The sequence below is a fragment of the Ectothiorhodospira mobilis genome (assembly GCF_900114895.1).
Lineage (GTDB): Bacteria > Pseudomonadota > Gammaproteobacteria > Ectothiorhodospirales > Ectothiorhodospiraceae > Ectothiorhodospira > Ectothiorhodospira mobilis_A.
On record NZ_FOUO01000006.1, the window covers coordinates 74,768 to 87,584 of the forward strand.

A 12,817-nucleotide genomic window follows, 5' to 3' on the forward strand; every position below is an offset into this window, starting at 1 on the left:
CCGGCGCGGCCCGTGGCGCGGGGGCGGTCATGCCCCCGGATCCTCTTCCCCTGCATCCGTACCCGCCCCGGACGGGGCCTCCCGCAGCCTGGACTCGATCAGCGCCCCGGAGCGGAGCATGCGGTGCACGGGGCAGCGGTCGGCGATCTGCAGCAGGCGCTTGCGCTGCTCCGCATCCAGGTCCCCCTCCAGCAGGATCTCCCGCTGAAACCGGTCCATCTTCCGGGGCCGGGTGCCGGGGGCGGCCTGGGGGTCGTCCACCTCATCGTGGTGCACCCGCACCGCCACGTGCTCCAGCGGCCACTGCTTGCGCTGGGCGTACATGCGCAGGGTGATGCTGCTGCAGGCCCCCAGGCCCGCCATCACCAGTTCATAGGGGCTTGGCCCCAGGTCATTGCCCCCCTTGGCCTCCGGCTCGTCCGCCGTGAGGCGGTGGGGGCCCACCTGCACCGTCTGGGCGTAGTCCCCGGCGCCGTTCTCCGCCGACAGCACATCCCCCTTCTCCACCGCCGGTTGCTGCGGGTCCAGAAAGCGCGCGGCCCAGGCCGTGAGCATGGCCGCCACGTAGTTGGCGTCCTCCGGCCGCGTGAGCATATGGTCCACCCGGTCCAGGGAGACGAAGCTCTTGGGATGCTTGGCCGCCTTGTAGATCCGCGCCGCATGCTCCACGGACACCACCGGGTCCTGGGGGGAGTGGAAGATCATCAGCGGGCGGCGCAACTGGGCCACCTTGTCCAGCACCTGGTGGTTGTCCAGGTCCTCGATGAACTGCCTCTGGATATGGAAGGTGCGCCCCGCCAGGGAGACCTCCGCCGTGCCCTGGGACTTGATGGTCTCCAGGGTCTCACCAAAGAGATGGGTCACATGGGCCACGTCGCTGGGGGCGTTGATGGTGGCCACGGCCCGCACCTCGGGGATCTCCCCCGCCACGGAGAGCACCGCCGCGCCCCCCAGGCTGTGGCCGATGAGGATCTGCGGTGCCTGGTGCTCGCGGCGCAGGTAGTCCGCCGCGCGGCGCAGGTCCTCCAGGTTGGAACTGAAGTTGGTGTTGGAGAAGTCCCCCTGGCTGTTGCCCAGGCCGGTGAAATCGAAGCGCAGCAGGGCGATGCCGTGGGAGCGCAGGGCCGAGCTCAGGCGCACCGCCGCGAGCACGTCCTTGGAGCAGCTGAAGCAGTGGGCGAACAGGGCATAGGCCCGCGGCGGGCCCTCGGGCAGGTCCAGGCGGGCCGAGAGCTGCGTGCCGTGGGCGCCGGTGAAGCGGATGGGATTCTGATGCGGGGACATGACACCTCCGATGCGTGACGGTGAGGGGGCCTGTGTATGGGGCAGAAGATCAGGACGCGGGCTCCGCGGGCAGCGGGCCGCGGCGGGCGATGCCCATGAGCAGCCAGGCCGCGTCCCGCTTGAAACTCTCCCAAACTGTGCGACACTGAATGGAGACCGAACCATCCAGCCCATCCGCGGTCCCCGCATCCCGCGCGGCGCCGCGGCGGAGATCCACGTCATGCCCCTGGAAAAGATCCTCCATGCCACCGACCTGTCCCCCGGCGCCGAGGCGGCGGGCCGCCGCGCCCTGCAGCTGGCCCGGGATCACGGCGCCCGTCTGCAGGTGCTCACGGTGGTCAACGCCCCGGACGTGAACGAGGCGGTCATGGCGCATCTGCGGGGCCGGTCGGGGGAGATGATGACCGACCTGACCGAGGCCACGGAGCAGGCCCTGGTGGAACACATGCGCGGCCTTGGCGCCCCGGAGGACGGCGGCATCGAGTACCACTGCATCCAGGGCCAGGGCTACCGGCAGATCCTGAAGGAGGCCCGGGGCTGGGGCGCGGACCTGATCGTGGTGGGGTCCCACGGCCACCAGGGGGTGCACGACGTGCTGCTGGGCAGCACCACCCTGAACCTGGTGCATCATACCGACCTCCCCGTGCTGGTGGTCAAGCGCCCGGCGCAAGGTCCCTACGAGCGCGTCCTGGTGCCGGCGGACTTCTCCGAGCGCACCCGTTCGGCCCTGCAGCTGGCCGCCGATCTGGTCCCGGAGCAGGTCCTGCGCGTGCTGCACGTGTACAACCTGGACGCCCTGGACAACGTCCTGCGCAACCGCGTGGAGCGCAGCGAGGTGGACCGCATCAAGGCGGAGGTGCGCGCCGAGCGCCAGCAGGAACTGGACGCCTTCCTGCTCAACGCCGACGTGCATCCGGACCGGGTGCAGGGCCAGCTGCGCATGGGCTACGCCCCGGACGAGCTGCAAAAGGCCGTGGACGAATGGGACGCCCAGCTGGTGGTCATGGGCACCCACGGCCGCAACCGGCTGGCGGATGCCCTCCTGGGGGGCGTGGCCCGCCGCGTGGTGCATCAGGTCAAGGGGGCGGACGTCCTGCTCGTGCGCACCTGAGGCCCCTCCCCGCCGCCCGCGTCCCGGAACTGCAGGGCCGCCAGGCGGGCGTAGAGGCCGCCCTGGGCCACCAGTTCCTCGTGGGTGCCGCAGGCGACGATGCGGCCCTGGTCCATCACCACGATGCGGTCCGCCTTGCGTACCGTGGCCAGGCGGTGGGCGATGATCAGCGTGGTGCGCCCCTCCATGAGCCGTTCCAGGGCCTCCTGCACCAGGCGTTCGCTCTCCGCGTCCAGGGCGCTGGTGGCCTCGTCCAGCAGCAGCAGGGCGGGATCCCGCAGGATGGCCCGGGCGATGGCGATGCGCTGGCGCTGCCCGCCGGAGAGGCGCACCCCCCGTTCCCCCAGGTGGCTGTCGAAGCCCCCCGGCAGACGATCCAGGAACTCGCTGGCATGGGCGGCGTCGGCGGCGCGGCGGATGTGCGCCCGGTCCACCCCCTCCATCCCGAAGGCGATGTTCTCCCAGGCATCGGCGCCGAAGATCACCGCGTCCTGGGGCACCAGGGCGATGCGCCGGCGCAGGGCGGCGGGGTCCGCCTGGCGCAGGTCCACGCCGTCGAAGCGGATGCCGCCGGTCTCCGGGTCGTAGAAGCGCAGCAGCAGCTGCATCACCGTGGACTTGCCCGCACCGGAGGGCCCCACCAGGGCCACCTTCTCCCCGGGGGCCAGGTCCAGGCTCACCCCCGCCAGGGCCGGCGGTTCGGGCCGTGACGGGTAGCGGAACACCACATCGCAGAGGGCCACCCGCCCCTCGGGGGGTTCCGGCAGGGGCACGGGCCGGGCCGGCGGGGCGATGGCCGGCTCCGTGTCCAGCAGTTCCATGAGGCGCTCCGCGGCCCCGGCGGCCCGCAGCAGCTCGCCGATGACCTCGCTCAGGGCCCCCACGGACCCGGCCACCAGCACGGCGTAGAAGACGAAGGCGGCCAGCTGGCCGTTGGTCATGTATCCCTGGAGCACGTCGTGCCCCCCCGTCCACAGCACCAGGCTGATGGCGGTGAACACCAGCAGCATGACCACGGCGCTGAGCAGGGCGCTCACCCGCGTGCGCCGGATGGCGGCGTCGAAGGCCCGCTCCACCTGGCGCCCGTAGCGCACGGCATCCACCGCCTCGTGGCAGAAGGCCTGCACCGTGCGGATGCCGTAGAGGGCCTCGTCGATATAGGCGCCGATGTCCGCCACCCGGTCCTGGGTCTCCCGGGACAGGCGGCGCACGTGCCGGCCCAGGATCCAGATGGGGATGAACACCAGGGGCACCCCCAGCATCACCCAGAGGGTGAGCTTGGGGCTGGTGACGGCCATCATGGCCAGGCCCCCGGCGAAGAGCAGGGCGTTGCGCACGGCGATGGCCAGGGTGGAGCCCACCACCACCTGCACCAGGGAGGTGTCCGTGGTGAGCCGGGAGATCACCTCGCCGGTGCGGGTGATCTCGAAGAACCCCGGGTCCAGGCGCAGCACCCGTTCGAACACCGCCCGGCGCAGGTTCGCCACCACCCGCTCCCCGATCCAGGTGACCAGGTACAGGCGCAGGGCCACCGCCACGGCCATCACCCCCACCACGGTGAGCAGCAGCCACAGGCCCTGGTTCAGGGCATCCGGATCCCCCGCGCTCAGGCCCCGGTCGATGACCACCCGCAGCACGGCGCCGAAGGCCAGCACCGCCCCGGACCCCGCCACCAGGGCGGCGACCGCGGCGATCATCCGCCCCAGGTGGGGACGGGCAAACCCGGCCAGACGCCAGAGCACCCGCAGGTTCAGGCTGGTGGGGCGGTCGCTGAGTTCAGTGGCATGTTCGGACACGGCATCTCCGATCAAGGGGGAGGGACAGGGCCGCCATCTTAGCAGGTCCGGGGGATCCCCCGCGGGGGACGCCCCCAGGTCCCGGCTTCAGGGGCCGTCGGGAAGCTGTTATGGTCAAGGCCCATGCGCATGGAATCGAGGGGGAAGTACCCGTGTCCGACTGGTCGGCCCTGGTGGCCAGCGGCGCCGCCCTGGGCGTTTTCGCCTTCGCCGTGTACAGCGCCGGGCACGCCGTGATCTACAAGCGGGATACCCGGGCGGTGATCGCCTGGGTGGGCCTGATCATGCTCCTGCCCCTGCTGGGCTCGGTGCTCTACTGGCTGCTGGGGGTGAACCGCATCGCCCGCACCGCCCGCGCCCTGCGCCCGCAGGCGGGGACGCGGGAACCCGCCCCCATGGACGGGGCCCTGCTGGTGCCGGAGCGCTGGCAGCGCCTGGCCCGGGCCGGGGACGCCCTGAGCCCCTTCAACCTCACTCCCGGAAACCGCATCCAGCCCCTCTTTGGCGGCAACGAGGCCTATCCGGCCATGCTCCAGGCCATCGGCCAGGCACAGCGGCAGATCAGCCTGTCCACCTACATCTTCGACTTCGATCCCACCGGGGAGACCTTCATCCGCGCCCTGGGGGAGGCGGCGGCCCGGGGCGTGGCCGTGCGCGTGCTCATCGACGGCGTGGGGGCCCGCTACAGCCGGCGCAGCGCCGTCCGCGCCCTGCGCCAGATGGGGGTGGATGCCCAGCTCTTCCTGCCCATGCACCTGCCGCGCAGCCTGGGGGCCATCAACCTGCGCAACCACCGCAAGCTGCTGGTGGCGGACGGCTGCCTGGGCTTCACCGGCGGCATGAACATCCGCGAGGGGCACCGCCGCAGCGATGCGGACCGCGGCGCCATCCGCGACCTGCACTTCCAGGTGGAGGGGCCGGTGGTGGCCCACATGCAGACCCTCTTCTGCGAGGACTGGCACTTCGTCTGCGGCGAGACCCTGGAAGGGGAGGCCTTCTTCCCGCCGCTGCCCCACGTGGGGCCGGCCCTGGCCCGGGGCGTGGTGGACGGCCCCGACGAGCACCGCGACCCCCTGCGCCAGCTGATCCACACCGCCCTGGCGGAGGCCCGGGAGCGGGTGGTTCTGATGACCCCCTACTTCCTGCCGGACGAGGTGCTCATCTCCGCCCTCAACGCCGCTGCCCTGCGGGGGGTGCGGGTGGACATCCTGCTGCCGGGGCGCAACAACCAGATCCTGGTGCACTGGGCCTCCCAGGCCCTGCACTGGCAGCTCCTGGAGCGGGGCTGCCGCATCGCCTTCTCACCGCCCCCCTTCGATCACACCAAACTCCTGGTGGTGGACGCGCAATGGGTGCTGCTGGGCTCCTCCAACTGGGACCCCCGCAGCCTGCGGCTCAACTTCGAATTCGACATGGAGTGCTACGATGCGGATCTGGCCCGGTCCCTCACCGAGTGGGCGGATGGGCGCCTGGCCGGGGCCCGGCAGGTGACCCTGGAGGAGGTGGACGCCCGCAGCCTGCCGGTGCGCCTGCGGGACGGGGTGGCCCGCCTCATGACCCCCTATCTCTGACGGGTTCCCCGCCCGCTCGGGCGGGGTGGTGCCTTCCCCGGTCCTGGTTGCCGCTGCCCCTCTCCCGGTTCAGGAGAGGATGTTGCGCAGCAGGGCCCGGACCTCCTCGCGCACGATCTCCCGGATGCGGTCCTCGGACACCGGCGGCTCCGGCTGGGGCATGCGGGCGATCTCCTGCTGCAGTTCCGCCTGCACCAGGGCGCGGATGGCGCCTTCCACGCCCCCATTCGGTCCCGCCTCCGCGGCGGACGGGGTGGCTTCGGCGGCGGGCTGGGTCTGCAGGGGCATGGCGTTCTCCTGGGGGTTTGTTGTCGTGGGGCTTTCGTCTTCGGCGGGGGAGGCCTGCGACACCTCCGGTTCCATCGCCGCGGCGGTCTCTTGCGCTTCGGGAGCGGCCTCGGTCTGCCCCTCCATGTCCGCCGCCATGGCGGCCATGCCGTCATCCCCGTCGGCCTGGGCGGCGTCTTCTTCTTTCATTTCGCCCTGCATCTCCTGGGGGGCAGCCTGATCCCCTTCCTCCTGCGGGGGGGCGCCTTCCTGGGCCTGGGGCTCGGTGGACTGGCCTTCGGCCTCGGCCATCAGGGCGGCCATGTCCTCGTCCCCGCTGGCCTGGGCGGTTTCCCCCTCAGCCTGGGATTCCGCCGGGGCATCCCCGCCTTGCGCCGTGGGGGCGGCCATGAGCTCGTCGTCCTCGGACGGGGCCTCGGCTGCGCCGTCCCCGGCCTCTGCAGCCATGGTGGCCATGCTCTCGTCGGCCGCCTGGTCGGTGGCCTCCGCGGCCTGGGCCGCCTCGGCCGGGGGTTCTTCGTCCAGGGCCGCCTCCATCTCCCGGGCCTCTTCCATGGCTTCGGCGAGGGCGGCCTCCTCGTGGGGCTCGGCCTCCGCCATCAGGTCCTCGGCCCCCTCCATGTGGGAGCGGAACAGGGCCTCCTCCGCCGCCTCGGAGTCCTCCATGGGGGGCTCTTCATCGCCCTGGGTTGTGTCCTGGGCCGTCTCTGCGGAGGAGGGCACCGCCCGCAGGGCGGGCCGCTCCGGTTCGGCGGGGGTGTCCTCGATGGCCGGGTTGTCGATCATGAAGTTCTCCAGCTGGTCCTCCTCGATCCACTGCGCCCACTGCTCGTAGAGGGCGTCCTTGTCCTCCACCCCCTCCACGGGCTGGGAGATGAAGGTGGAGATGTCCTTCACGTGGTACTTGCGCTGGATGTAGTCGGCCAGCAGCGGGGTGATCTCCTCGTTGCCCCGGGTGAGGGAGACCAGTTTCATCAGGCTCGGGGATCGCGTTGCCATGGTTGCCACCTTGGGTTGGATTCGGTGCGCTTGCCCGGGTTAACGGCAGCAGCGGCCCGGGATTGAGCCCGCCGTGGCCGGACCCCCTCAGATCATGCCGCGCTCGGCCAGGGAGATGAGTTCGTCCCCCACGATGATATGGTCCAGCACACGGATGTCCACCAGGGCCAGGGCCTCCTTCAGGCGCCGGGTGATGGCCTCGTCCGAGGCAGAGGGTTCGGCCACCCCCGAGGGATGGTTGTGGGCCAGGATGAGGGCGGCGGCGTTGTGGTGCAGGGCCCGGCGCACCACCTCCCGGGGGTGCACGCTGGCGCCGTCGATGGTGCCGCGAAACAGCTCCTCGAAGGCCAGGACCCGGTGGCGGTTGTCCAGGAACAGGCAGGCGAACACCTCAAAGGGGTGATCCCTAAGCCGCGCTGCGAGATAGTGCCGGGTGTGATCCGGCGAGGTGATGGCGTCCCCCCGCTTAAGCTGCTCCGAGAGGTGTCGCCGCCCCATCTCCAGTACCGCCTGGAGCTGGGCGTACTTGGCCGTCCCCAGGCCCCGGGCGTCGCAGAAGGCCTTCACGTCGGCCTGCAGCAGCGGGCGCAGGCCGCCGAAACGGATGAGCAGGTCCCGGGCCAGGTCCACCGCCGTGCGCCCGGCCACGCCGGTGCGCAGGAAGATGGCCAGGAGCTCGGCGTCGGACAGGGCCTGGGGGCCCCGGTTGAGCAGCTTCTCGCGGGGCCGTTCCTGCGCCGGCCAGTCGGTGATGGGCATGATGACCTCCGTGTCGTGACCGCCCTGTTGGCCTGTCCGTTCAGCCGTCCAGGGTGGGATAGTCGATATAGCCCTTGGGGCCGGGGGTGTAGAAGGTGTCCGGGTCCGCCTTGGCCAGCGGGGCGTTGCGGCGGAAGCGCTCCGGCAGGTCCGGATTGGCGATGAAGGGCGTGCCATAGACCGCCGCGTCCGCCTGGCCGGAGCGGATCATGGCCTCACCGGACTCGCGGCTGAGGCCGCCGCCGGCGAGATAGGCATCCCCCCGGAAGCGCGGCCGCAGTAGGGCGTGGTAGTCCGTGGACGGGTTGCCGATCCGGGCCACGTGCAGGTAGGCCAGACGGAAATCCCCCAGCTGATCCACCAGGTAGCCGTAGGTCTCCTGGGGGTTGTCGTCTTGGATGTCGTTGAAGCCCATCTCCGGCGCCAGCTTGATGCCGATGTAGTCGCCGCTGCGCACGGAGGTCATGGCCTCCAGCAGCTCCAGGATGAAGCGGGCCCGGTTCTCCACGCTGCCGCCGTAGGCATCCTCGCGGCGGTTGGTGGACGAGCACAGGAACTGCTCCGGCAGGTAGCCCGAGGCGGCGTGCAGCTCCACCCCGTCGAACCCCGCCTGGAAGGCCATGGCCGTGGCGATGCGATAATCCTCGATCACCTCATGGATCTCGTGCACCTCCAGCGCCCGGGGGGTGACATGGGGCCTGGGACCCTCGTCGGTGTAGGACTGCCCCTCGGGGCGCACCGCCGAGGCGGACACCGGTGTGGCCCCGTCCGGCAGGAAGGCGGGATCGGAGATGCGCCCGGCGTGCATCAGCTGCAGCACGATGACCCCGCCCGCATCATGCACCGCCTTGGTCACCCGCCCCCAGGCCTCCATCTGCGCCTCGGTGTAGATCCCCGGGGTGCGCACATAGCCCTTGCCCATGGGGCAGGGGTAGGTCCCCTCGGTGATGATCATCCCCGCCTGCGCCCGCTGCGCGTAGTAGGTGGCCACGTGCTCGCCCGGCACGCCGTCCTCCCCGGCCCGGGAGCGGGTCATGGGGGCCATCACGATGCGGTTCTTCAGATCCAGGGCACCGGCATACAGCCGGGAAAACAGATCGTGCTCTTTCGTGGACATGGGGCTTCATCTTCTCCGTGTGGAACCCAGAAGGGGGTAGGATACGATGGCCTTGAGTCTAGCAGGAGGTCTTCGGGGATGGAGGGCCGTTGATGCCGATGGGAGAGGGCCGAAGGCAATACCGTGGATCGGGAGGATCTGGTGGTATTCTAGCCAGTGAAGACAACGTATGTTGCGGTTTGGGGCGGATGCCCTGGATGGCTGGCATCCTCATGGGTTCTCGTGGGTTAGGGTGTTTGAAAGATCGTGATTCGTGTTCTGGATTTGGTGTTTTCTCTCCTGGGGTTGATCGTCGGATTTCCGGTGCTGCTGTTATTGGCTGGCCTGGGCTGGGTGGATACGCGTTCGCCCCTGTTTCGGCAGACCCGGGTGGGGCGCGGGCAGCGTCCGTTCACACTGATCAAATTCCGTACCATGCAACCGGATACGGCCTCTGTGGCCACCCATCTGGCCGATGGTTCGGCGGTGACGCCTTTTGGCCGTTTCCTGCGTCGTACCAAGCTGGACGAACTGCCGCAGTTGTGGAATGTGCTCAAGGGGGAGATGAGCCTGGTGGGGCCGCGGCCTTGTCTGTTCAACCAGCATGAACTGATCCGTGAGCGGGAACAGCGTGGGGTGTTTGCCGTGCGGCCGGGGATCACGGGTCTGGCCCAGGTGAACGGCATCGACATGTCCGAACCCAAAAGACTGGCAGAGACCGATGCTCGGATGCTGCAACTGACCCCGAGGGATTATTTCAGGTATCTGCTGCTGACCCTCCTGGGGCGGGGTACTGGGGATCGGATCCGGGATGGATGATCGCCCCTGTCTCCATATCCCATACGAGTTATCCCCCGCGTGCGGGCGGGGCCATGAATTCGGGGCCCACCGGGTCGGTGATGTGGGCATCGAGGATGCGGTCGATCTCGGCGTGGTCCTCGGCGGTGAGTTGCACCTCCATCACGCGGTTCACGCTGGCCACCTGTTCGGGGCGGCGGGCGCCCCAGAGGGCGATGTCGGCGCCGTGGTCCAGGAGCCAGCGCACGGCCAGGTGCAGGACGTCGCTGTCGAAGCGCTCCCGGGCGAAGCGGTCCAGGGCGCGGACCGCGGCCAGGTACTGGCCGAAACGCGGCTGCTGGAACTTGGGGTCGGACTGGCGCAGGTCATCGCCCTGGAAGGTGGTGTCGGGGCCCATGCGGCCACTGAGCAGGCCGCGGCAGAGGGCGCCGTAGGCCAGGACCTGGATGCCGTGCTCGCGGCAGTGGGGCAGCACGTCCGCCTCGATGCCGCGTTCGAAGAGGTTGTACGGGGGCTGGCAGGTGTGCAGGGGCGCCACCTGGCGAAAGCGCTCCATCTGCGCCGGGCTGAAGTTGCTCACCCCCACGGCGCGGATCTTGCCCTCCTGCAGCAGCCGGGCCATGGCCTCGGCGGTCTCCTCCACGGGGGTCACGGGGTCGGGCCAGTGCACCTGGTAGAGGTCGATGTAGTCCGTCTGCAGGCGGCGCAGGGAGTCTTCCACCTCGGTGCGGATGCGCCCGGCGCTGGCGTTGCGGAACACGGCCTCGTCGGGGGTCCATTCCAGGCCTACCTTGGTGGCGATGAGCACCTGGTCGCGTTTGCCACGGCGGCGGATGGCCTCCCCCACCAACTCCTCGGATTTGCCAAAGCCATAGACGGGGGCGGTGTCGATGAGGTTGATGCCCTGGTCCAGGGCGGCGTGGACGGTGCGGATGGAGGTCTCGTCGTCGGTGCCGCCCCACATCCAGCCGCCGATGGCCCAGGTGCCCAGGGCGATGCGCGAGGCCTCGAGGGGAAGTTGGGCGAGGGTGGTGGTCTCCATGGGGTCTCCTGTTGGCGTTGTTGTGGGTCACTCGGCGTAGATCATGCGCCGGGTCATGCCGCCGTCCACCGCCCAGGCCTGGCCGGTGATGAACCCCGCCTCGGGGCCCAGCAGGAAGGCGGCCAGGGCGGCCACGTCCGCCGGCTCCCCCACGCGCCCCACCGGGTGCTGGCGGTGATCCACGGGGCGCAGGGGTTCATTGCGTCGCTCCGTCTCGGGGCGGGTGTCGATCCATCCCGGGTGGATGGCGTTCACGCGCACCTCCGGCCCCGCGCTCACCGCCAGGGCGTGGGTAAAGGCCGCGAGCCCCCCCTTGCTGGCGGCGTAGGCCTCGGTGTGGGGCTCGGACTGCAGCGCCCGGGTGGAGCCGATGTGGACGATGGCCCCGCGGCGGCTGCGCAGCAGGGGCAGGGTGTGTTTGCACATCAGGAAGGGGCCGGTGAGATTGGTCTCGATCCACTGATTCCAGCGCTCCAGTTCCAGGGTCTCGATGGGGCCGCAGATGGGGTCGGCCACACCGGCATTGTTCACCAGGCCGTCCAGGCCCTCGTACCGTGCTTCCAGGGTGCGCGCCAGGTCCCGGATGGCCGCTTCATCACGCACGTCCAGGGAGATGGCCATGGCCGCCCCGCCCAGGTGGGCGGCGGCCCGTTCGCAGGCCGGTGCATCCCGGTCCGCCAGCACCACCTGCCAGCCGCCTTCCACCAGCCGGCGGGCGATGCCCAGGCCGATGCCGCGGGCGGCCCCGGTGATCAAGGCGACGCGGGCTTGGGTCATGGTGGCGGCCTCCGGGGATGTCCTGTCCTTCCCGAGGATAGCAGCCGCCGCCGGGGGCAGCTCAACGCCGGAGCGCCCTGCCGGTATGATGCCGGGAAACCCAACTCAGGAGCGCAGGCCATGCCAGACCACGAGACACCGGACCACGCCTTCGGCGCATCCCAGCGCGAGGCCATCTACCGCAACATCCTGCTGCGGCGCGATGTGCGCGGCCAGTTCCTGCCGGACCCGGTGCCGGATCCCGTGCTGGCGCGCATCCTCACCGCCGCCCACTTCGCCCCTTCGGTGGGGTTCATGCAGCCCTGGAGCTTCGTGGTGGTGCGGGATCCGGGGGTGAAGGCGCGGGTGCACGAGGCCTTCACCCGGGCCAACGCGGAGGCCGCCGGGATGTTCGAGGGGGAGCGGCGCCGGCTCTACCAGGGGCTCAAGCTGGAGGGGATCCTGGAGTCCCCCGTGAACCTGTGCATCACCTGCGATCCGGAGCGGGCGGGGCCGGTGGTGATCGGGCGCACCCACGATCCGGCCATGGACCTGTACAGCGTCGCCTGCGCCGTGGAGAACCTGTGGCTCGCCGCCCGCAGCGAGGGTCTGGGGGTGGGCTGGGTGAGCATCCTGCACCCCGCGGAACTGCGCGGGATCCTGGGGCTGCCCGAGCGCATCGTCCCCGTGGCCTACCTGTGCATCGGCCGGGTCAGCGAGTTCAAGGACCGTCCGGAGCTGGAGTCCGCCGGTTGGCGCGAGCGTCTGCCGGTGACCGATCTGGTGCATTTCGATACCTGGGGCGGGGAGGCCGCCGGGGCGGGGGATCAGGGCCTGCTCAAGGCCCTGCGGGCCTGCCAGGCCAGGGCGGAGAAGGGGGAGGTGCCCCTTTGAGCGGCCGGGCCTTGGCGCCGCCGGGGATGGATGTGGGCGCCTGGGCCAGGGCGCTGGCCCGGTTGCTTGACCTGGCTCAAGCTTTTGTCGTGCTGGCCCGGGCGCCCTGTCAGGGGCCATTGACATGCCATGGCGGCAGCCTAGACTTACACCCGGACTTTGATTCGGGTTTTTCTTCGCGACGATCCGGATCGGGTACACGCAAGTAGCTCAAACCAAAGAGGGCTTAGAACATGAGCGAATACAGAGCGAGGAAGCCGAGCAATCCGCGGGATGACTGGAAGCTGTGGCTGGTGGTCAACCCCGGCACCTGGCTGATGCCCATCCTGATGGCCGTGCTGGTGGTCGCCCTGGCTGTTCACGGCTTCGTGTACAGCAACGACAACTACAACCCGCTGACCTACGAAGCGTCCGAGTGAGGTA

The 12,817-nt window shown here is 70.3% G+C and carries 12 protein-coding genes; 5 read left to right on the forward strand and 7 right to left on the reverse strand.

Annotated features, from left to right (window positions below):
- Window positions 1–27: 27 nt before the first annotated feature.
- Entirely contained in the window at window positions 28–1,284 is a 1,257-nt protein-coding gene (locus BM214_RS06270) for a bifunctional alpha/beta hydrolase/OsmC family protein (protein ID WP_090484631.1), read from the reverse strand.
- A 220-nt stretch (window positions 1,285–1,504) separates the two neighbouring features.
- On the opposite strand from BM214_RS06270, the gene BM214_RS06275 reads away from it, so the two are divergent.
- On the forward strand, window positions 1,505–2,395 hold the full coding sequence (locus BM214_RS06275) for a universal stress protein (RefSeq protein ID WP_177217600.1): 891 nt from the start codon (window positions 1,505–1,507) through the stop codon (window positions 2,393–2,395).
- Here the strand turns inward: BM214_RS06275 and BM214_RS06280 are convergent.
- Window positions 2,356–4,191: an ABC transporter transmembrane domain-containing protein gene (locus tag BM214_RS06280; protein ID WP_090484832.1), complete on the reverse strand. Its 1,836-nt coding sequence runs from the start codon at window positions 4,189–4,191 to the stop codon at window positions 2,356–2,358. The two genes, BM214_RS06275 and BM214_RS06280, sit on opposite strands and share 40 nt — an antisense overlap.
- A gap of 110 nt (window positions 4,192–4,301) precedes the next feature.
- On the opposite strand from BM214_RS06280, the gene BM214_RS06285 reads away from it, so the two are divergent.
- Window positions 4,302–5,762, forward strand: a complete 1,461-nt coding sequence (locus tag BM214_RS06285; RefSeq protein ID WP_090484635.1) for a phospholipase D-like domain-containing protein — start codon at window positions 4,302–4,304, stop codon at window positions 5,760–5,762.
- Between the two features lie 69 nt (window positions 5,763–5,831).
- On the opposite strand, the gene BM214_RS12990 is transcribed toward BM214_RS06285, so the two are convergent.
- The 3 genes from BM214_RS12990 to BM214_RS06300 form a co-directional block, all read right to left on the reverse strand.
- Window positions 5,832–7,049 carry a prolipoprotein diacylglyceryl transferase gene (locus BM214_RS12990; RefSeq protein ID WP_143096362.1) on the reverse strand — a complete coding sequence of 406 codons (1,218 nt, stop codon included), beginning with the start codon at window positions 7,047–7,049 and terminating at the stop codon, window positions 5,832–5,834.
- 87 nt (window positions 7,050–7,136) lie between these two features.
- Window positions 7,137–7,808 carry a RadC family protein gene (gene radC / locus BM214_RS06295; RefSeq protein WP_090484639.1) on the reverse strand — a complete coding sequence of 224 codons (672 nt, stop codon included), beginning with the start codon at window positions 7,806–7,808 and terminating at the stop codon, window positions 7,137–7,139.
- 40 nt (window positions 7,809–7,848) lie between these two features.
- Window positions 7,849–8,925: an alkene reductase gene (locus BM214_RS06300; protein WP_090484641.1), complete on the reverse strand. Its 1,077-nt coding sequence runs from the start codon at window positions 8,923–8,925 to the stop codon at window positions 7,849–7,851.
- A gap of 246 nt (window positions 8,926–9,171) precedes the next feature.
- On the opposite strand from BM214_RS06300, the gene BM214_RS06305 reads away from it, so the two are divergent.
- A complete protein-coding gene (locus BM214_RS06305) occupies window positions 9,172–9,723 on the forward strand; it encodes a sugar transferase (protein ID WP_090484642.1) in 552 nt (183 codons plus the stop codon).
- A gap of 28 nt (window positions 9,724–9,751) precedes the next feature.
- Here BM214_RS06305 and BM214_RS06310 read toward each other — a convergent pair whose 3' ends face one another.
- Entirely contained in the window at window positions 9,752–10,744 is a 993-nt protein-coding gene (locus BM214_RS06310; RefSeq protein ID WP_090484644.1) for an aldo/keto reductase, read from the reverse strand.
- A 27-nt stretch (window positions 10,745–10,771) separates the two neighbouring features.
- Window positions 10,772–11,521 carry an SDR family oxidoreductase gene (locus BM214_RS06315; RefSeq protein WP_090484647.1) on the reverse strand — a complete coding sequence of 250 codons (750 nt, stop codon included), beginning with the start codon at window positions 11,519–11,521 and terminating at the stop codon, window positions 10,772–10,774.
- A gap of 120 nt (window positions 11,522–11,641) precedes the next feature.
- On the opposite strand from BM214_RS06315, the gene bluB reads away from it, so the two are divergent.
- Window positions 11,642–12,394 (forward strand): 5,6-dimethylbenzimidazole synthase, encoded by a 753-nt coding sequence (bluB, locus tag BM214_RS06320; RefSeq protein ID WP_090484648.1) that lies wholly within the window; start codon window positions 11,642–11,644, stop codon window positions 12,392–12,394.
- Between the two features lie 233 nt (window positions 12,395–12,627).
- Window positions 12,628–12,813, forward strand: coding sequence for a light-harvesting antenna LH1, alpha subunit (gene pufA, locus BM214_RS06325; protein WP_090484650.1), 186 nt, complete (start codon window positions 12,628–12,630; stop codon window positions 12,811–12,813).
- The last annotated feature ends 4 nt before the right edge of the window (window positions 12,814–12,817 follow it).

What these genes read in the sequence shown, in the direction of transcription:
- BM214_RS06270 (WP_090484631.1), bottom strand. Translation starts at nt 1,284, where the DNA reads ATGTCCCCGCATCAGAATCCCATCCGCTTCACCGGCGCCCACGGCACG.
- BM214_RS06275 (WP_177217600.1), top strand. Translation starts at nt 1,505, where the DNA reads ATGCCCCTGGAAAAGATCCTCCATGCCACCGACCTGTCCCCCGGCGCC.
- BM214_RS06285 (WP_090484635.1), top strand. Translation starts at nt 4,302, where the DNA reads ATGGTCAAGGCCCATGCGCATGGAATCGAGGGGGAAGTACCCGTGTCC.
- BM214_RS12990 (WP_143096362.1), bottom strand. Translation starts at nt 7,049, where the DNA reads ATGGCAACGCGATCCCCGAGCCTGATGAAACTGGTCTCCCTCACCCGG.
- radC (WP_090484639.1), bottom strand. Translation starts at nt 7,808, where the DNA reads ATGCCCATCACCGACTGGCCGGCGCAGGAACGGCCCCGCGAGAAGCTG.
- BM214_RS06300 (WP_090484641.1), bottom strand. Translation starts at nt 8,925, where the DNA reads ATGTCCACGAAAGAGCACGATCTGTTTTCCCGGCTGTATGCCGGTGCC.
- BM214_RS06310 (WP_090484644.1), bottom strand. Translation starts at nt 10,744, where the DNA reads ATGGAGACCACCACCCTCGCCCAACTTCCCCTCGAGGCCTCGCGCATC.
- BM214_RS06315 (WP_090484647.1), bottom strand. Translation starts at nt 11,521, where the DNA reads ATGACCCAAGCCCGCGTCGCCTTGATCACCGGGGCCGCCCGCGGCATC.
- bluB (WP_090484648.1), top strand. Translation starts at nt 11,642, where the DNA reads ATGCCAGACCACGAGACACCGGACCACGCCTTCGGCGCATCCCAGCGC.
- pufA (WP_090484650.1), top strand. Translation starts at nt 12,628, where the DNA reads ATGAGCGAATACAGAGCGAGGAAGCCGAGCAATCCGCGGGATGACTGG.